The sequence below is a fragment of the Acetobacter nitrogenifigens DSM 23921 = NBRC 105050 genome (assembly GCF_000429165.1).
GTDB classification, from domain to species: domain Bacteria; phylum Pseudomonadota; class Alphaproteobacteria; order Acetobacterales; family Acetobacteraceae; genus Acetobacter; species Acetobacter nitrogenifigens.
In genome coordinates this window covers 18,481-37,863 of sequence record NZ_AUBI01000005.1, presented here as the reverse complement: position 1 = coordinate 37,863, position 19,383 = coordinate 18,481, and the positions used below count along the sequence as shown (strand labels likewise).

The window sequence follows — 19,383 nt, the reverse complement described above, 5'->3', positions numbered from 1 at the left end:
ATGGCCGATCTTCGCAGCAACTTTATCGGAATCCGGTCGCCCAATCCGTTCTGGCTGGCGTCCGCGCCACCGACCGACAAGGCGTATAACGTTCGTCGCGCTTTCGAAGCCGGGTGGGGAGGCGTCGTATGGAAGACGCTTGGCGAAGATCCGCCGGTCGTCAACGTCAGCAGCCGTTACGGCGCGTTGTCCTATCGGGGCGAGCGCATGTTCGGCCTGAACAATATCGAGTTGATCAGCGACAGGCCCCTTGCGGTCAATCTTGCTGAAATAAAGGACGTCAAAAGAGATTACCCTGACCGTGCGGTGATCGTCAGCCTGATGGTCCCTTGTGTCGAGGAAAGCTGGAAAGCGATATTGCCTCTGGTCGAGGAAACCGGCGCCGACGGACTGGAACTGAATTTCGGCTGCCCACACGGCATGTCGGAGCGGAACATGGGTTCCGCCGTTGGACAGGTTCCAGAATATGTCGAGATGGTCACGCGCTGGGTAAAGCAGCACAGCCGGATGCCGACCATCGTCAAGCTGACGCCTAACGTGACGTCGATTCTGGCGCCTGCCCGCGCGGCGATGCGTGGTGGCGCGGATGCGGTGTCGCTGATCAACACGATTCAGTCCGTCGTCTCCGTCGATCTTGACGCAATGGCGCCGACCCCGGTCGTCGATGGCATGGGCACGCACGGAGGGTATTGCGGTCCCGCCGTCAAACCGATTGCGTTGCGGATGCTGGGAGAAGTCGCCCGCAGTCCCGATCTGGCTGGATTGCCGATTTCGGGCATCGGCGGAATTTCGACCTGGCGTGACGCAGCCGAGTTTCTCGTCATGGGCGCGTCCAATCTGCAGGTCTGTACGGCGGCTATGCATTACGGATTTCGCGTGGTCGAGGACATGAAAGACGGTCTGTCGAACTGGATGGACGAGAAGGGATTCGGGTCTCTTTCAGATGTGGTCGGGCGCGCCGTTCCGAATTTCGTCAACTGGAACCAGTTGAATCTGAAATTCAAAACACTGGCGCGGATTGATCAGGATCTGTGCGTTCAATGCGGGCTATGCCACATTGCCTGTGAGGATACGTCGCATCAGGCCATTGCCCGTCTGCGCGTCGATGGCTCGCGTCGTTACGAGGTCATCGACGAGGAGTGCGTGGGCTGCAACCTTTGCGCCCATGTATGCCCGGTCGATGACTGCATCACCATGGCGCCGCAGCCGACCGACGGCGTGCTTACCTGGCCGAATCACCCGAACAACCCTATGTCGGGCGCGCACTAGGCTTTAGGGTTTCAGCAGGCAGGTTGGCGGGACCTCGCGCCTCGGGCTAAGCCCGAGGCGTTTTCTTTGTTACGCCGTAAGGAGAAAGACGTGAGCGGTTTTGACGGCATTGGCGGCAACGTCACAGTGGACGGCGGAAAATTATGGGCTGACATTCTGGAGACCGCTCGCTTCGGTGCGACCCCGAAGGGTGGCATCAGGCGTCTGACCCTGACCGAAGAGGATCGGCAGGTTCGCGACTGGTTCATCAGAACGTGCGAGGCTCTGGGCTGTGTCGTGACGTTCGATTCCATGGGCAACCAGTTCGCTCGCAGAGCAGGAACTGATCCGTCTTTGCCGCCTATCACAATGGGCAGTCATCTCGACACGCAGCCGACAGGCGGCAAGTTCGACGGCATTGTCGGTGTATTGGGCGGCCTGGCCGTGTTGCGCGCGCTGCACGAGTCTGGACGGGAGACGCGTCACCCGGTCGAATTGATAAACTGGACAAACGAAGAGGGCTCCCGGTTCGCGCCCGCAATGCTCAGTTCAGGCGTGTTTGCTGGCGTTTTCACGGAAGAGGAGGCTTTGGCCAAGACCGACCGGGACGGCGTCCGCTTTGAGGATGCGCTGGTCGGCATCGGCTACCGTGGCGCGGAGCGTTGCGGCGATCATCCGATCGCCGCGTATTTCGAATTGCATATTGAGCAGGGACCGATTCTCGAAGCGGAACGCAAAACCATAGGCGTCGTGACGGGCGTGCAGGGCATGCGGTGGTACGAGGTCACGGTGATCGGGCGCGATGGCCACGCGGGCGCCACGCCAATGGCGCTGCGGGCGGACGCATTGGTGGGAACGGCGAAGCTGATCGAGGCGGTGCAATCCATCGCGTTGAAGCATGCTCCGGGCGCGGTGGGGACCGTGGGGCTGCTCGAAAATCGTCCTAACAGCCGTAACGTGGTGCCGGGAGAGGTGTTCTTCTCGGTCGATCTTCGCGATCCCGATGATGCGGTCATCGTGCGTATGGAGGAGGCATTTCGGTCGGCCGCGGCTCAAGTCGCATCTGAATCCGGGCTGGAGATTACGATCAAGCTTGTCTGGGATTCTCCGGCGGTGCGTTTCGATCCGACCTGCATCGACGCGGTGCGTCGCGCAGCGGATTCGTTCGGGTATCCGGCGCGGGACATCGTCTCGGGCGCCGGGCACGATGCGGTGTACATGGCGGGCGTCACGCCCACGACGATGATTTTCATCCCCTGCGCGGGCGGCGTAAGCCACAACGAGGAAGAAAGCGCCGAAGCCGACGACGTCACGGCGGGAGCCAACGTTCTTCTTCGTGCGGTGCTGGATGCAGACGAACGGCTGAACTGACGTCGGATTAAAGACGCTGCAAAAACGCGGTGCCGGCTTTGCATGGGAGACGCCCTTGAAAGGGCGTCTCCTGCGCGTCAGGGGGTGCGTATCAGTTTGTGGTTGACGAATTCTTCAATGCCGAATTCTGAAAGCTCCCGTCCATAACCTGAGTTTCCAATGCCGCCGAACGGTAGATCGGGCGCGGTCCCTGTCACGTCGTTGATGAACACCATGCCTGTCTCGATGCGTTCGGCAATCTTTTTGCCGCGCGCGATGTCGCTGGTGTGAACCGATCCACCGAGTCCGTAAGGTGAGTCGTTGGCGAGCGCAACGGCTTCGTCGTCGCCGCTTACAGGGTAAATTGAGGCAACCGGCCCGAAAATCTCTTCATAGAAGATCGGGTTGTCCTTGGTGATGCCTTTCAGGATCGCGGCTCCCATATAGAAGCCTTCCTGTTCAAGCTGTTTCCCGCCAGTGACCAGTGTGGCGCCGTTTTCCACCGCTTTTTCGACCTGCGAAATCGCGCGCTTCATGGCGTCTTCGCTGCTCATTGGCCCGTGTGTGACGCCCTGTTCAAGCGGATCGCCATAGCGGAACTCTGAAATTGCCTGCTCCAGACGAATGGTGAACTCGTCGACGAGCGTTTCATGTACGAACATCCGTTTCGCGGCGGTGCAGACCTGTCCGTTGTTGCTCATCCGCGCAGCGACGGCGCGGGGGACCACTTCGTCGAGATTGGCGTCGTCAAGCACGATGAAGGCGTCGGACCCGCCAAGTTCCATGGTGCTTTTCTTGAGCGCGCGCCCGGCTTGTCCCGCAACGGCGCTTCCTGCGCGCTCGCTACCCGTCAGGGCGACGCCACGCACTTCCGGGCGGGCGATAAGCGCTTCGGACTGGTCGTTGGTGATGAACAGATTTGTGTATGCACCTTCGGGCGCGCCCGCTTCCCGGAACAGCGTTTCGAACGCTTCGGCGCATTGCGGGACGCCGGGGGCGTGCTTCACCATAACGACGTTGCCGGACATCAGATTGGGACCTGCAACGCGCGCCAGTTGATAATACGGGAAGTTCCAAGGTTCCACGCAGTAAATGACACCGAGCGGCTGGCTGATGACGGTTGCGTGCCCGGTTTTGACAGGAAGCTCTTTGGGAGCGAGGAAAGTTTCTGCTGTTTCAGCGTAATAAGCGAGGATATCAGCGGAGACTTCGATCTCCCAGAGCGCCTCGGGAAGGATTTTCCCCATTTCCGTCGAAATAAGCCGCGCGTGCTTTTCCTTGTTCTGGCGCAGCAGATCGGCGGCTTTCTGCATAATTGCGCGACGCTCCCCAAAGGACAGCTTGCGCCATGAGCTTTCCCAGAGTGCGTGGGCTTTCTCGAGTTTCGAGAACATCTGCGCGTCGCTGTGGGTTTCGTACGTTTTTTCCGTCTTTCCAGTCGCTGGATTGATCGTGCGATACATGCTCATCACTCATTGCTCCGTCACGGCCTGATCGGTCGTTTTGTTCGAGTGTCTGTATATGGGTGGACATAGACGTCCCGTGCAAGGCCACGGCCGCATTATCGGCGCGTCGTTCGCGTCGCCCTGCACTGTTCGACAAGGCGACGTCAGGCTAACCCTGAGTTTCTTGCAGAGGTAAGCCTCTTTACGGCAATGACTCTACCATTGCGTTCACATGGTTGTGTCCGCACTGCCCACAATCATAACGCGTGAACGCCGGGAAGTTGCGGGAGTGACCGGAGGGGCTTCGTCTCTGGCGGCTAAATTGTATTCCGTTCCGTCAGCCGCTTGCGTCGCAGGATTTCGCTCTGGTCAACAGCTTGTTCTGCTCAGATCTTTGCAGCGACTTCGTTTGAGGGATGCTCACGCAGGGAAGGCCAGCGCCGTGCGACATACCAGTAGAGTGGCGTGGTGATCAGCAGGCCAACGCACCAGGACAGGTCGACGCCGTGGAACAGCTTCGCCATGGGGCCGACATACATTCCGTTAGCAAGGAAAGGGACTTGCACGAGAATCCCGACAAAATAGCAGAAAAAAGCGGGCTTGTTGTAATGGCCATAGCGCCCGCCATCGGGTTCGAAGAATGACGCGACGTCATAATCTCCCCGGTGGATCAGGTAGTAATCCGTCAGGTTGATGGAGGTCCACGGCACCATGACCGACATCAGAAGTTCGAGAAATTCGCTGTACGTTGAAAGAAAGCTCTTGGCCATGAAGAGGGCCATTGCGAGAGAGATCAGAAGGAGGATCAATGTGGTCGCCATGCGTGACCGACTGGCATGGCGCAGGTTGGGCGTGAAGGTCTGCACTACAGTGATGGTCGACAACGTGCCGCAGTAAATGTTCATCGCGTTGGCGACGGAAATGCCAAGCGAAAGAAGAACCAGAATCGGCACTGCGGCATGTCCAAGTTGAAGCCCGAGCGTCGATACGACCGAAGCGCCATGCGCGATGACGCCGATCATGGCTCCGACAGTCATGACCAGCAAAGATCCCAGAACACACCCTGAGAAACTTGCGATAAATGCTTCACGCTCGCCTTTGGCGTCGGGCGGAAGGTAGCGTGAGTAATCCGAGACGTAGGGCGCATACGCGATCTGCCACAACGCCGCCGTCGATATGGTTCCCAGGACGCCGCGTGTGCTGATCACGCTTTCCCGAGCGCTGGTCAGCACGTCCCAGCCGTTCACCCCGATGGCGAACAGGCAGTAAAGGACCGCCAGTCCACAAAACAGGCTCATCAGCTTTGCCGAAATATGAATCATGCGGTAGCCGAATACGACCGGCAACAAGGTCGCGACCGCTATGATCAGTATGCCTCCCATACGTCTGATGCCGGGCAGGATGAATTCAAGCCCTTCGCCCCCAAGGACGAGATTCGACGCCGCGAAGCCGATATACATGAGGACGATCAGGACGGTGATTGGCGCTGCGCCGATGGAGCCGAACTGACCACGGGTCTGCACCATCTGCGGCACGCCCAGACGAGGCCCTTGCGCGGCATGGAGCGCCATGAACACGCCGCCGATCAGACTTCCGACCACCATGGAAACCAGCGCCGGAAGCAGCGGCAGCGCGTAGACTGTGGTGGCGAGCGCTCCTGTGACCAGTGTAAGCATCATCATGTTCGAGCCGAACCAGATGGTGAACAGGTCGCGAGGATGACCGTGCCGCTTGTCGAGAGGGATCGGATAGATCGTTTCCGCCTCGATCGCGGTCACCGTATCGGTCATCTGGCCTCCTTGGGGCGAGCGGGCGCGGTGCATAACGCCCAAAATCGTATCGTAACCGGAAGGGGACCCGGCGCAGACAATATTCTGCCTATGCGTGAGCTAGGCTGAAATTGCGCGGCGCCCATTGTTCAGGCGCCGCAGGATTCATACCAACACGAAACGGATTGACAGGAAAAGACCATGCTTCTACTGGCTTGTCTATACAATTAAACTCTCATCTACTCAGCAATGAGGTCGCCCGATGACTGAGCCCCGTTTCGCCACATTCCCCCAGACCGCACCGGAAGACGGCGGCGCTGGCCGCATAGCCAATGACCGCGTGATTCGCGCGGACACAGGCCCGACCCGCACGGCGAAGTCCTGGCAGACGGAAGCGGCGCTGCGCATGTTGATGAACAATCTCGATCCGGACGTGGCCGAAAAGCCGTCAGAGCTGGTTGTGTATGGTGGCATAGGCCGCGCGGCGCGCAACTGGGCGTGCTACGACAGGATCGTGGAGAGTCTGACGGCGCTTGAGGACGACCAGACGCTGTTGGTGCAGTCCGGCAAGCCGGTCGGCGTTTTCCGCACCCATGCGGATGCGCCGCGCGTGCTGATCGCCAACTCCAACATCGTCCCGCACTGGGCCAACTGGGACAAGTTCAACGAACTCGATCGACTTGGCCTCATGATGTACGGCCAGATGACGGCGGGCTCCTGGATCTATATCGGCAGTCAGGGGATCGTTCAGGGCACATACGAAACTTTCGTCGAGATGGGCCGCCAGTATTACGGCGGAGATCTGACAGGACGGTGGATTCTGACCGGCGGCCTCGGTGGCATGAGCGGCGCGCAGCCGTTGGCGGCGGTCATGGCGGGCGCTTCGATGCTTGCGGTGGAGTGCGAACCTTCGCGCATCGAAAAGCGTCTTCAGACCGGGTATCTGGACCGTCGCGTCGATACGCTCGACGAAGCGCTGGAGATCATCGACGCGGCCTGCAAGAGCGGCAAGCCCGTGTCGGTCGGTCTGCTGGGCAACGCGGCCGAAGTCTTTCCGGAACTGGTGCGACGTGGCGTCCGGCCTGACGGCGTGACCGACCAGACCTCCGCCCATGATCCGCTGAACGGCTATCTGCCGGCGGGGTGGACGCTCGACCATGCCGCGAAGATGCGCGTGACGAACCCTGCCGAGGTTGAGCAAGCGGCCAAGGAGTCCATGAAGCTTCAGGTCGAAGCTATGGTGGCGTTCCACAGGATGGGCGTGCCGACCTTCGATTACGGCAACAACATCCGTCAGATGGCGCTTGAGGTTGGTTGCGAGGACGCCTTCGCATTCCCGGGTTTCGTGCCCGCTTATATCCGTCCGCTGTTCTGCAAGGGCGTCGGCCCGTTCCGCTGGGCTGCGCTGTCAGGCGATCCGGAAGATATCTACAAGACCGACGCCAAGGTGAAGGAACTGCTTCCCGACGACAGGCATTTGCACAACTGGCTCGATATGGCGCGCGAGAAGATCCAGTTTCAGGGTCTGCCGTCGCGGATTTGCTGGGTTGGACTGGGGGATCGCCATCGTCTGGGTCTGGCCTTCAACGAAATGGTCGCCAAGGGGGAACTCAAAGGGCCGATCGTGATCGGGCGCGATCATCTGGACAGCGGCTCCGTCGCCAGCCCCAACCGTGAGACGGAAGCGATGCGCGATGGTTCGGACGCTGTGTCCGACTGGCCGCTGCTCAATGCTCTTCTGAACACGGCGTCGGGCGCGACGTGGGTTTCCCTGCACCATGGCGGCGGCGTCGGGATGGGTTTCTCGCAACATTCGGGCATGGTCATCGTCGCCGACGGCACGCCGGATGCGGCGCGCAGGCTGGAGCGCGTGCTGTGGAACGACCCGGCGACCGGTGTGATGCGTCACGCCGATGCGGGCTACGACATCGCCGCCGAGTGCGCGCGTGAAAAAGGCCTCGATCTGCCGATGGTCGCTCCGAAGAAGGTTGTCTGAATTATGGAAAAAGCCTCTCTGACGCTTGTTCCGGGCCGTCTCTCCCTGAACGACCTTCGCTCATTTCTGCAGAACCCTGCGCATGTCGTGCTGGCGGATGGCGTTGCGGAGACGCTTGCCGAAGCCGCTCGTTCGGTGGACCGCATCGTCGCCCGGGGCGAGCCTGTTTACGGCGTCAACACAGGGTTTGGAAAACTCGCGAAAACACGCATTGCCGACGCTGATCTCAGCGCGCTGCAACGCAATCTTGTGCTGAGTCATGCGGCGGGCATCGGCGCGCCCATGGCCGACGACGCCGTGCGACTGCTCATGCTTTTGAAGGCGAACGGTCTGGCGCGCGGTTTTTCCGGCGTCAGGCCCGAGGTCGTGTCGCTGTTGCTGGATATGCTCAATGCGGGCGTCCTGCCGGTCATTCCCGAGAAAGGCTCGGTCGGGGCGTCAGGCGACCTCGCTCCGCTTGCGCATATGTCGGCCGTGATGATCGGAGAGGGGCATGCGACGCTGAACGGTCGGGTGCTTCCGGGCGCGCAGGCTTTGGCGGAAGCTGGTCTGACGCCCGTGGAACTGGGGCCGAAGGAGGGCCTGGCGCTTCTGAACGGCACGCAGGCTTCGACGGCGCTGGCGCTGGTCGGACTGTTCGCGGCGGAGACGTTGCTCCAGAGCGCTCTGGTCGTCGGCGCCCTGACACTGGACGCAGCGCGCGGCACTGACGCGCCGTTCGACCCGCGCCTGCACGAATTGCGCGGGCAACGCGGGCAGATCGAATGCGCGGCAGTCTACCGCGCGTTGCTGTCCGGTTCCGCGATCCGCGCGTCTCACATTGAAGATGACGAGCGGGTGCAGGACCCATACTGCCTGCGGTGTCAGCCGCAGGTTATGGGCGCCTGTCTCGACAGTCTGCGTCACGCAGCTTCGGTTCTGCTGATTGAAGCGAACGCAGTTTCCGATAACCCGCTGCACTTTGCTGATACGGACGAGATGATCTCCGGCGGCAATTTTCATGCCGAACCCGTGGCCCTCGTCGCGGATGCCTTGGCCGTAGCGATCGCGGAGATCGGCGCATTGGCGGAGCGACGTCTGGCGCTGCTGGTCGATGCGCAGATGAGCGGGCTTCCTCCGTTCCTCGTGAAAGAGAGCGGTCTGAACTCCGGCTTCATGATCGCTCAGGTTACTGCGGCGGCTCTGGCTTCGGAAAACAAGACATTGGCGCATCCGGCCAGCGTCGACAGCCTGCCGACGTCAGCGAATCAGGAAGATCACGTTAGCATGGCGACGTTTGCTGCGCGTCGTCTGGGCGATATGGCCGACAACGTGCGCGTCATTCTCGCTATCGAATACCTCGCCAGCGCTCAGGGAATCGATTTTCTTGCGCCGCTTGCGTCGTCTGAGCCGCTGGTGCGCGCTGTGGCTGCGTTGCGGGCGTCGGTGCCTTTCTATGAAAAAGATCGGTTATTTACGCCAGATATCGAAGCGGCAGTCGCTTTGCTTGGTCAGCGGGCGTTGCCGAAGGCGGTTGCGGGCGTCGCGTTGCCGACTGTCGATATGGCGGGATAAAAGGGGAACGCAGGTTTCGGGGACGTTCCAATGCTTTGGAAAATTTCTGAAACTGTCGAGGTTCATGACAGTGCAGCCCGGCGTTATGCCGGGCTTTTTCTATGTGGCGCCCGCTCGGTAAGCCGTCCGCGCGAGTGGGGAGTTCATGCGCGCACTGCGTGAGCCGCCTTTGTCAGCGAACGGTGGGCAGTCGCGGCGCTTTCTGACAGGCGGCTTCACAAACCGGGAGGGCATGGTGGGTGAGAGGGTTGATTTTCCTTTTGACGTTCTCTGGTCGGAATGAGAAATTGCGTGCATTGTGATGCGGCATGTCCACGCTATTCACTCCATCGATGCCATCGTCGCCGCCTGATTCCATCGGTGGCTTTGGCGTTCTGACCCGGTTGCGCCGCAACGGTTTCTCGGCGTTCCCGGAGCGTTGTTTCCATGAGCCGGTGGTGTCTTTGCGCGTCCCGGGAAAGTCGCTGGTCCTGGCCTCCAGTCCCGAGGCTATGAAGGCCCTCTTCATCGGGCAGGCTACGACATTTCGGCGTTTGCGGATGGGACGGCGCGTTCTTGGTCCGATTGTCGGCGATGGCATTCTTGTCAGTGAAGGTGCTGTCTGGCGCGAGCGGCGCAAGGCCATGGCTCCGGCGTTCACACCACGGGCGGTCGCCGCGCTGACGCCGCATATCGCGACATCTTCCGAAGAGGCCTTGCAAACACTAGATGACGACAGCGTAGTCGACGTCTTCGCGTTCATGCAGATTCTTGCATTGGATATTGCTGCGGTCACCATGTTTTCCATGGCGAGTGAGAGATTCAATGCGTCCCTTCGTGAGATGGTGACGTCTTTTATGACGGGAATTGGTCGCCCCCGTCCGGCCGATTTTCTGTTGCCGCTGTCGGCGCTGACCGTCACTGACTGGCGCCGTGCGCGCTTTCGCAAACGGTGGGTTCGGCTGGTCGAAGCCATTATCGCGGAACGACCGCCTGCCGCTGCGGTCGGAAAACCACGAGATCTTTTTGATCTGCTGGTTGCGGCGCTTGGCGTCAATGGTGCGCCGCAAGGCCCAGAAGTCATCGACGAAGTCGGCACGATGATTGTTGCGGGACATGAAACGACTGCGACCGCGTTGTTCTGGTCCGTATGGCTTCTGGCTCATGCTGATGATTGGCAGAAGATGGCGGCGGACGAGGTCCTCAACGTTGATCTGTCTCCAGACAACGCCGCCGCAAATCTGGAAAACCTTCCCGTGGTGACGGCTATTGTACGCGAATCCTTGCGGCTGTTCCCTCCTGCTTTCATGACCGGAAGGGAAGCTGTCGAAGACACGGAACTTTGCGGGCACGTAGTCAGGCGCGGCGCAATGGTGCTTACGCCGTTCTGGATGCTGCATCGTTCTCCGGCGCTCTGGTCGCAGCCGAACGCATTCGACCCGGGGCGTTTTCTGCGCGGCCCCGAACCGGACAGATTCGCGTATCTGCCATTTGGCGTTGGGCCGCATGTCTGTATAGGCGCGCAATTGGCCATGGCCGAAGCGGTCTTCGTTCTGGCGCGCCTGCTGCAGCGTTATCATGTTGCGATTTGCGACGATGGTCCTGTCCTGCCTGTAGGCGTGCTTTCGACGCGTCCTTCGCGAGCGCCCGCGTTCAGGCTGACGCGACGCCGTGTGAGCCGATAGCCGCCTCATGAAAAATCAGAAATAAGAAAGACCGGTCATGGAATTCTCTGGCATCGACGATATGCGGCGTTTGGCCAACCGCCGCCTTCCCGGACTTTTTCGCGACTATGTCGATGGCGGTTCATTTCAGGAGGCGACGCTGGAGGCCAACCGCTCGGCGTTTGGTCGTTGGACCATAACGCCCCGTTGCCTGACCGATGTTTCGCAGGTGGATATTGAAACAGATTGCCTTGGAGAGCGCTGGGGGGCGCCATTCATGCTGGCCCCCCTGGGGTTTGGCGGCATGATGTGGCCAGGCGGAGAGAGCCTTGCAGCCTCGGCCGCCGCGAGGGTCGGCGTCCCGATGGGCGTGTCGACATTCTCCATAGCGTCCATGGAAGAGTTATCTCGCACAAATGATGCGAAGCTTTATTCTCAGATATACGTTTTCCGAGATCGGAGTTTGACGCAGGACATGCTGGCGCGTGCGAAAGCATGCGGCGTCAGGACGATCATCCTTACCGTCGATACGCCGATCACCCCGTTGCGGCGCCGGGACGCACGCAACGGGTTCCGACGCCTGACGCGCCCATCGCCCGCATTGTTGGCGTCCATGGCGTTGCATCCGCGTTGGAGTCTTGGGATGGCGCGTGGCGGCAAGCCCAAAATTGGCAATCTTGAACCATACCACATGGGCGCGACTTTGCTGGAGCAGGCGGGGAATGCGGCAGGGCAGATCGACCCGACGTTGACCTGGCGTGATCTCGACTGGCTGCGTGCGGAGTGGGCGGGAAAGCTGGTCGTCAAGGGCGTTATGGAGAGCGACGACGCGCGCGCCTGCATGTCGGCGGGCGCGGATGGCGTGGTCGTGTCCAATCATGGCGGCAGGCAGATGGATCCCGCGCCAGCCACCCTTGACGTCCTGCAAGACATCGTCGCGGCTGTGGCGGGGAGGGGGGACGTCATTCTCGATAGTGGCGTCCGGTGCGGTGGCGATGTCGTCACCGCGCTGGCGCTGGGCGCGACAGCTGTTGCGATCGGGCGACCGTGGGCCTGGGGACTCGCTGCAGGTGGTCATGCGGGAGTCATGGCGACTCTTGGCGGGCTGGCAAAGGAAATTCGCGACGTTATGGCGTTGGCTGGACTGACCTCGATTTCGGCTTTGCGGGCTCGAGGAGCGGCCATATTGCGGGCGCGAACGAACTGAAGCGCCATTCCGTCACGCAGGTTCGTGGATACGGCCCTTATCGCACACTTGGTAAACACCGTGCACAAATCGATCCTTTCCGCCAGTGGGGAGTGGTTGGATCGCTTCGTGATACGAGGCCAAGGCTTTGCGGGGAGCGGTCTTTCGTCTGCAAGAGCTTTTAAAATCTACCGGAGATGTCTCCGGGTGGCGTTCAATTCTTTAAAATATTTGGTGATATTTTTTATATTCCAAATGCAAATCGTGAGGCGGCATATTGTCCGCGCCTGGCGGCGATATTGGCGCTGACTCTGGATGTTCCAAAACACAATGATGCACGCATGAGAAGTTCGTCTTTGCGTGCGCCACTGTGGCGCCCTACGCCGGATGGGGTGTCTGGTGTGCGGGCTTATGCGGCCACAACCGCAACCCCTGCAGCGCCAGATTGGCGATAGCAGGCAGCAGGCGGGGCTGCATCAGATCCGGATCAAACGCGGCCATTCGACGGGCATTTTCGCGATAGCAATCCTCGACAAAGTTACGGAACGCGAAGCCTTCCAGGAACACGGCAGTCTGCGTCACGGCGAAATCATGCCCGTCATTGGCGTTCTGGCCGCGGCGCACCATCCCGAGCAGCCGCTGCGCCGCTCTGGAGTAGAACTTCAATGACTTGATAGTCCGCCGTATTCGGCCGAGGCCGCGCTGCCGCTCTCGCCAGGCCATATAATTGATAAAAAACACGATGTGCCGCGTTTCTTCGAACATAAGCAGATCGAAAATCTCGAACAGACCCTCCGGCAGAAACTCTGACTGGCGGGCCGTCTTGAATGCGCCGAAGCCCAAAAACGCGTCGAGGCACTCTCCGAATCCGAAATCGATGAATGCGGTCTCGAGATCGGCGGGAAATTTTTCGATCGGTTGTTCGGTGGCGTCGATCCCGTAGCGATCGATCATCGTGCGGATCAGGCGCGCGTGACGGGTCTCTTCAAGCCCCTGCATCTCCACCGCGTCCCGTACCAGTTGGTCGTGCACGAAGGGAGCGAACGCGTCGACGATCGCTCCCGCACGGCGCTCGGTGTGATACACCTCCTGCCAGAACGGAATGCTGCGCAAGCGCGTCAGGTCGCGTTCGTCCAACTCCGGCCAGGGCAGCGTTTCCGGGTCGAACGACTGATGCGTGGCGATGAACTGTTCACAGAACAGGCGCTTATGTGCGTCTGAGCCCGCCTTGATGCTCATGCGGGAACGGCAAAGCCATTTGGTTCCGCCTTCGGCTTGCGGCCTGCGAGGCGAAGCGCCCAGAGACCCGCCTTGGCGAGGTTCGGCGCCAGTTTCGGCCGCAGGAGCCTGCGATCGTATCCCGAAAAGCGCCTGTCGTTTTCCTTGAGGCACAGCGCCATGAAGTCAGCCAGCGTCAGGTCCTGGCTGGTCATTTCCTGTGCGCCGGTCACCGTGAAGTTGTTGTCCTGCGTGTGCTCCTTCCCGTCGCTGTCGACTGAACGGGCGAGGCCGATGCGTTCGTAGACAAGGAAGAACCACACAGCGAGCACCTTCAGTTCGAACCACGGACGGCGCCACGCCGGACCCGTGGCGCGATACCATGCCAGCCAGTTCGCGAAGAGCAGAATGTGACGACACTCTTCCTGCATAACCGGCTCGAACGTCTCGATCAGTTCCGCTGGGAAAAATCCTGACGTCTGCGCGACCTTGAACAGCCCGAAAGCGAAGAAGCTGTCGACGCACTCGGAGAACCCGGTGACGAGATACGCCCACTCAGGATCGCCTGGCTCGATATAGGGCGGCTCTGGGGCCATTTCGATGCCATAGGCCTCGACGAGCTTGCTGAGGACTTCCTTGTGTCGGTTCTCTTCCCACGCGTTGCGCGAGATCGCATCCTTCATGTCAGGATCGTCGATCATGCTGGCGTAGGCTGCCATACGGAGGCGGGCCTTGCCTTCGGTCTGAACGGCGATGTCCCAGATCGGCAGCGACGTGACGCGCTTCAGCGTCTCCGGATCGAGCTTCGGCCAGTTGATAACGGAAGGCTTGTAGGGATTGAACGTGTCGCGGAACATCTGCGCGACAGCCTGCTTGTGTTCCTGAGATCCCGGTTTCAGTGGTCCCGGGACCGTCGAACTCCAGTGACGTGCGCGGTAATCCGCTTCCTGCACCGCAGCTTCGTTGGGCGGGGGCGGCAGATCGTCGAGGTTGTCAGGAAGACGGCTGTAGATATCAGAAAGAGCATTCATGTCGCAGGCGCTCGGTATAGGCCCGCAAATCCGGGCGAAGGCCGATGGACTGCGAGCGATTGCAGGGCCATTCCGCGCGATATGCTCGCGCGGAATGAGCGTGCGTTAGTGGAGCTCGGAGAGCTTGGAAATGACCTTGGTCACGAGACCGTAGGAAATCGCCTCTTCGGCGGACATCCAGTAGTTCCGGTCCGTGTCTTTGCAGATCTTTTCATAAGACTGCCCGGTCTCGCGGGCGAAGAGGCGGTTCAGACGCTCGCGCATCTTCACGATCTCACGCGCTTCGATGTCGATGTCCGTCGCCGGGCCGCGCACGCCGCCCATCGGCTGGTGCAGCAGGAAGCGGGTGTTCGGCAGGCAGAAACGGCGGTCCTTGTGACCGGCCGCGAAGATCAGGGCGCCAGCGGACGCGACCCAGCCCGTGCCGATGATGTTCACCGGGGCGATCGAATCGACGAAACGAATCATGTCGTGAATCGTATCGCCGCTTTCGACATGGCCACCGGGCGAATTGACATAGACGTCGATCGGCTTGTCCGAGGCTCCGGCCAGCGCCAGAAGGCGACCGGTGACGTCACGGGCGATCTTGTCGTTGATACCGCCGAAGATCAGCACCTTGCGCTGATCGAACAGACGACTCTCCAGTTCGTTGACCGGCGAGGACAGCGTCTTGTTGTCGTCCGGTTCCTTGACGTCCGGCCCCTGCGGCTCAGGGATATCGGGTCCGTCCGGATCTTCGTCGAATTGTGTGCGAGCAAGCCGCAGGTCGTGGTCGTTCTTCATGGAGCCCATAGCGGAGGCCTCCTCTGAATGGAGATGCGAAGTCATGGCTACATCCTGCGCCGCTGCGCGTCCGCTGCCAAGAGGGGGCGGAGAGAGCAGGCGTCCGAAACAGATGGGGGCGTTCCTTGGCGATTGCGAGGCCCGTAAGCAGCCTTGCGGGCCTCTGCTCGAAAGACACTCGGGAATCGTTCGGCGTCGCCTCGCCAGAAACGACGGAACGGGCTAGACTGGCTGGCAAATGAGGCTTCTTTCGCTCCGTCAGTTTATGCTCGTGTCGCCGCCCGCCGAAATTGTCGGGCAATGCGAGATTCCGCCGTCCACGCCAGGGGTTGGGCAGCCTTCGCCTTTCTCGCGCGCGACGGCGAAAATTGCCGCAGGTTCGGTCGTCGTGGCCGCGCTGGCCGGATGCCAACACCGCGACGTCGTCGATTCGACGCTGGAGTGGTACCAGCAGCATCAGGGCGGCGCCATCGCTCTGCAACGCCCGCCGCCGCCGGGGCAGGCCGCGCCGTATCCCAAGGTTGGGTTGACGCCAACATCCGGGCCGGATCTTCCGTCGCCCGCCCTCCGGCAGTCGCTTACCCAGCAACTTGTGCAGGCGCGTAATCTTAACCAGCGCACGGTCGCGCAGAATGGCGCCCTGACGCCGGTCATTCCACCTCCGCCGGGTCAGGTGGCCGCGAAAGCGCCAGGACCGAAGACGGATACAGGCGCCGCGCAGGCGACAGGCAAGTCGACCGGAACCTCCCCCGCCAAGGCGTCGCCGGTGGCGCCAGGCGGGTCGTTAGGCGCCACTTTGGATGCCGCGGAGGCGACGTCGCCGCCCCAGACCTCAGCGACCGCGCCTTCGACTTCCGTAACCAAACCGGAGACGTCTCCAAAAGCAGAAACGACGTCCGCGAAAACGTCGGGAGACGAGCCCGAAATCGCTATGCCCGAATTCCGGGAACCGAAGGCGTCGGCTCAGGTTGGGCCAGTCGTATTACCGGAAATTCCCAACGCCCCTCCATCTCCCGCTGAGTTTCCGGGGTTTGAAACGCCCGCCGACTCTAAGCTGGCGGACGTCAAGCGCCCCGATTACGATCTGTCGGATCCGGATGGGGTGCTGATCAGATTTCAGGCCGGCTCAGACCAGCTCGTGGTCGGGCAGGAGCCAGCGCTGAACAAGCTGGTCGCTACGCGCGGGAGCGCCACGCTCTTTGTGCACGGCGCTGGCGATACCGTGTCCATGGCTCCCGAAGATCAGGCGCACGCTGTCGAACTGGGATTGCTGCGCGCCCGAACGCTTGCTGACATTCTTGTCAAAAGAGGCGTGCCGGGCTCTGCAATCCACATTTCGGGATCGGCGTTCGGGGCGGATGCCCACGTAAGCAAAAACGGCTGATGATTTTTCGATTGTAGAGTGGCGGGGCCCGTCCTTGTCCCCACCGTACGCGCAATTTGCGGTTTGCGCGTGGTTTATTAGGGCCCGGCATGAAACCGCCATTTACGCCGCCCAGCGCGTAGCCCGCTGTCGGCGCGACGGGCATCACGGCTGACTCTCGGCCTATGCGCTCCAGTCGCTTGTTTGGAATGAATTTTTCCAGTCAGTGGGGTTTGCCCGACCAAATGGCGGCTTAACTCGACGCCCGTCTTCCGTCTTTACGAATTCGATTCAATGACGGGTTCGCGTAGTCGTTCCCGTGAACAGGGCAGTGTCCACCGAACCAAGGCGTGGTGAACACTGTCTGGAGCGTCGTGCGCTGCGTTTCTCGCCCGTTCGAGCTTTCCGCTTGAACGGGAGTATATCAGCGACGCTTGCGTGAAGATGGGCCAGCGGGACGATCGCCGCGTCCCTTGCCGCCGCCCTTGTATACAGGCTTCTTGCCGGGCGAACGGCCACGAGCCGGAGGCGCTTCGTTGTCGGATGGCGCCTGAGCTGGTTCGATCTTGATCTCGTCATCGTCAGTAGCCGACGCGCATGACGCGAAGCGGTCAGCCTTGTCCGACGCGATTTCGACAAGCGTATATGTCGGCGCGATGCGGATTGCGCCGATGTCCGGCTTCGTCACGCCGCCGAGACGGCAAAGGAGCGGCACGAGCCATTTCGGATCGGCGCGATCGGCGCGCCCCACGGACAGGCGGAACCATGAGCCCGATCCGTCGCGTTGCTCGGCGCGTCGGCGCGTCGGAGGGCCGTCCGCATTGTCGCGTCGCGCGGTGGCGGGTGCGCGTTCGCGCGGGGAGGGGGCGCCTGGCGCGATGGCGCGAATGCGTGCGGCTTCCGGCAGGCGGGAGTTCCACAACCCGATGAGGGCTGCGGCCAGTTGCTCAGGCGTCCGCTCGGTGACCAGCCGTTCGATAAGAGCGATCTGATCAGAGGGCGGTTTGCTGACGAGGACCGGATCGGCGAGCAGGCGCTCGACGTCGGCGGCGCGGATCGCGTCGGGGGTCGGCGCGGCGCTCCAGGTAACTTCGACGCCCGCCGCCTGAAACAGACGGTCTGCCTGACGTCTGCGCGCGGGCGTGGTGACCAGCACGCAGACGCCCTTGCGTCCGGCGCGGCCGGTGCGGCCAGAGCGGTGCAACAAGGTCGCCGGATTGCTGGGGAGGCTGGCGTGGATCACGAGGCCGAGGGTCGGCACGTCGATGCCGCGCGCCGCGACGTCGGTGGCGACGCAGACCTGCGCCTGCCCGTTGCGCAGGCTTTCGATGGCGCGGCTGCGTTCGTTCTGGCCGAGTTCGCCGGAGATGGCGACCGAGGCGAAGCCGTGCTGGAGCAGGGCCGACTGCATCTGCCGCACGCCTTCGCGGGTATGGCAAAAGACCATTGCGCAGGGGCTGCCAACCAGGCGCAGGACGTTGATGATCGCGCCCGTTGTGTCGGTCTGGTCGGCCAGAACGGCGCGGTATTCGATATCCGAATGAGGGGCGTTGTCGCCAATCGTGTCGATCCGCAACGCGTCGCGTTGGTAACGCTTGGCGAGGCGCGCGATTTCGCGGGCGATGGTCGCGGAGAACAGGAAGCTGCGCTTCGTCTCTGGGCTCGCCTGCAGCAGGGTCTCAAGCTCTTCGCGGAAGCCGAGATCGAGCATTTCGTCCGCCTCGTCGAGAACGACGACGCGCAGCGCTGACAGGTTCAGGTTGCCGCGCGCCAGATGATCGCAAAGGCGGCCGGGGGTGCCGACAACGATCTGACATCCAGCGGCCAGCGCGCTCGCCTCGCGTCGGGGCTCCATGCCGCCGACGCAGGAAACGATACGCGCGCCCGTCTGGGCGTAAAGCCAGGTCAGTTCGTTTTTGACCTGAAGCGCGAGTTCGCGCGTCGGCGCCACGACCAGAACGGCGGGCGTCGCAACGTGAATGGCGCGCCCTTCGTCGTTGAGCAGTTCTTCGGCCATGGCGAGACCGAAGGCGACAGTCTTGCCTGAACCGGTGCGCGCAGAGACGAGAAGATCGCGTCCGCGCGCCTCCGGCGCGAGCACGGCGGCCTGAACGGCGGTCGGCTCTTCATAGCCGCGTTCGGCGAGCGCGCGGGCGAGGGGGGCGGCGGAGTCCGGAAAAGGCATGACGGTAAAGGTTTCCTGAGCGGGATCGGAAGGTGGGCATAGAGACTATCGCCGGCGAACGCCAGCATTCACGACGTATGACCCTGCCGCCTGCTGGTGGTGTGCAGGCGCGCGGACGACGTCGTTCCTGACGATGGAGCGGTCGATTGTGGGAGTCCGGTGGCGGTTCGAACCGCCGACAAAGATGAAACGCCATGTCGGGCGACGTCACCGGAACGCCGGGGTTTACCCTTCATGCTGCGAAGGTTCAAGTCATGACGGGCCTGATCGGGAGTCGCTCATGCGTCGGAGGTATTGATTTGCGGCCAGTTTCGCTGTCGGAGCATCGTTATTGCGAAGAGGCGCGCGCTGACGTCGTCTGATACATAATGAATCTTCCGTGCGTAGAGTTAGGGTTCTGTCGTCCAGCCCGTTATGGCCGGAGACCGCTTTCAGTCGTCGGACACGCATATGTGGGATGACTGTAACGCGATGCTAAAGCGGGGACGCGGCGCAGCCCGCGACGCTCCGTGCGGGTACAGACCTGTAATCCTGGGCCATATCGTCGACTAAAAGATCTCCATGGAGCGTCGCCCAACGACGAAGGCGTTGGCCATCGCTGTAACGTCTCAG

At 61.5% G+C, this 19,383-nt stretch carries 14 protein-coding genes; 8 read left to right on the top strand and 6 right to left on the bottom strand.

What is annotated here, in order from left to right:
* Complete coding sequence (gene preA / locus G442_RS0108715; protein ID WP_026397695.1) at positions 1–1,269, top strand: NAD-dependent dihydropyrimidine dehydrogenase subunit PreA; 1,269 nt, start codon at positions 1–3, stop codon at positions 1,267–1,269.
* Between the two features lie 90 nt (positions 1,270–1,359).
* Complete coding sequence (locus G442_RS0108710; protein ID WP_026397694.1) at positions 1,360–2,619, top strand: Zn-dependent hydrolase; 1,260 nt, start codon at positions 1,360–1,362, stop codon at positions 2,617–2,619.
* A 77-nt stretch (positions 2,620–2,696) separates the two neighbouring features.
* On the opposite strand, the gene G442_RS0108705 is transcribed toward G442_RS0108710, so the two are convergent.
* Both G442_RS0108705 and G442_RS21485 read right to left on the bottom strand, forming a co-directional pair.
* Positions 2,697–4,067 carry an NAD-dependent succinate-semialdehyde dehydrogenase gene (locus G442_RS0108705; protein WP_026397693.1) on the bottom strand — a complete coding sequence of 457 codons (1,371 nt, stop codon included), beginning with the start codon at positions 4,065–4,067 and terminating at the stop codon, positions 2,697–2,699.
* 362 nt (positions 4,068–4,429) lie between these two features.
* Positions 4,430–5,833, bottom strand: coding sequence for a purine-cytosine permease family protein (locus tag G442_RS21485; protein WP_051292122.1), 1,404 nt, complete (start codon positions 5,831–5,833; stop codon positions 4,430–4,432).
* A 241-nt stretch (positions 5,834–6,074) separates the two neighbouring features.
* Between G442_RS21485 and hutU the strand changes: the two genes are divergently transcribed.
* The 4 genes from hutU (at position 6,075) to G442_RS0108680 (ending at position 12,212) form a co-directional block, all read left to right on the top strand.
* Entirely contained in the window at positions 6,075–7,808 is a 1,734-nt protein-coding gene (hutU, locus tag G442_RS0108695; RefSeq protein ID WP_051292121.1) for a urocanate hydratase, read from the top strand.
* 3 nt (positions 7,809–7,811) lie between these two features.
* On the top strand, positions 7,812–9,362 hold the full coding sequence (hutH, locus tag G442_RS0108690; RefSeq protein WP_026397691.1) for a histidine ammonia-lyase: 1,551 nt from the start codon (positions 7,812–7,814) through the stop codon (positions 9,360–9,362).
* 308 nt (positions 9,363–9,670) lie between these two features.
* The gene (locus G442_RS0108685; protein ID WP_026397690.1) at positions 9,671–11,026 is read left to right on the top strand and encodes a cytochrome P450; all 1,356 of its coding nucleotides are present in this window, start codon (positions 9,671–9,673) and stop codon (positions 11,024–11,026) included.
* 37 nt (positions 11,027–11,063) lie between these two features.
* A complete protein-coding gene (locus tag G442_RS0108680; protein WP_026397689.1) occupies positions 11,064–12,212 on the top strand; it encodes an alpha-hydroxy acid oxidase in 1,149 nt (382 codons plus the stop codon).
* 357 nt (positions 12,213–12,569) lie between these two features.
* Here the strand turns inward: G442_RS0108680 and G442_RS0108675 are convergent, their stop codons facing one another.
* From G442_RS0108675 to G442_RS0108665, 3 genes are all read right to left on the bottom strand, one after another.
* On the bottom strand, positions 12,570–13,430 hold the full coding sequence (locus G442_RS0108675; RefSeq protein ID WP_035376393.1) for a hypothetical protein: 861 nt from the start codon (positions 13,428–13,430) through the stop codon (positions 12,570–12,572).
* Positions 13,427–14,440 carry a ferritin-like domain-containing protein gene (locus tag G442_RS0108670; protein WP_026397687.1) on the bottom strand — a complete coding sequence of 338 codons (1,014 nt, stop codon included), beginning with the start codon at positions 14,438–14,440 and terminating at the stop codon, positions 13,427–13,429. Before G442_RS0108670 ends, G442_RS0108675 begins: the two co-directional genes overlap by 4 nt.
* 105 nt (positions 14,441–14,545) lie before the next feature.
* On the bottom strand, positions 14,546–15,223 hold the full coding sequence (locus G442_RS0108665; protein ID WP_371863398.1) for an ATP-dependent Clp protease proteolytic subunit: 678 nt from the start codon (positions 15,221–15,223) through the stop codon (positions 14,546–14,548).
* Between the two features lie 238 nt (positions 15,224–15,461).
* On the opposite strand from G442_RS0108665, the gene G442_RS0108660 reads away from it, so the two are divergent.
* Positions 15,462–16,607 (top strand): OmpA family protein, encoded by a 1,146-nt coding sequence (locus G442_RS0108660; RefSeq protein WP_051292120.1) that lies wholly within the window; start codon positions 15,462–15,464, stop codon positions 16,605–16,607.
* Positions 16,608–17,010: 403 nt separating this feature from the next.
* Here the strand turns inward: G442_RS0108660 and G442_RS0108655 are convergent, their stop codons facing one another.
* Positions 17,011–18,771, bottom strand: a complete 1,761-nt coding sequence (locus G442_RS0108655; RefSeq protein WP_026397684.1) for a DEAD/DEAH box helicase — start codon at positions 18,769–18,771, stop codon at positions 17,011–17,013.
* A gap of 194 nt (positions 18,772–18,965) precedes the next feature.
* On the opposite strand from G442_RS0108655, the gene G442_RS25025 reads away from it, so the two are divergent.
* The gene (locus G442_RS25025) at positions 18,966–19,133 is read left to right on the top strand and encodes a hypothetical protein (RefSeq protein WP_154660361.1); all 168 of its coding nucleotides are present in this window, start codon (positions 18,966–18,968) and stop codon (positions 19,131–19,133) included.
* The last annotated feature ends 250 nt before the right edge of the window (positions 19,134–19,383 follow it).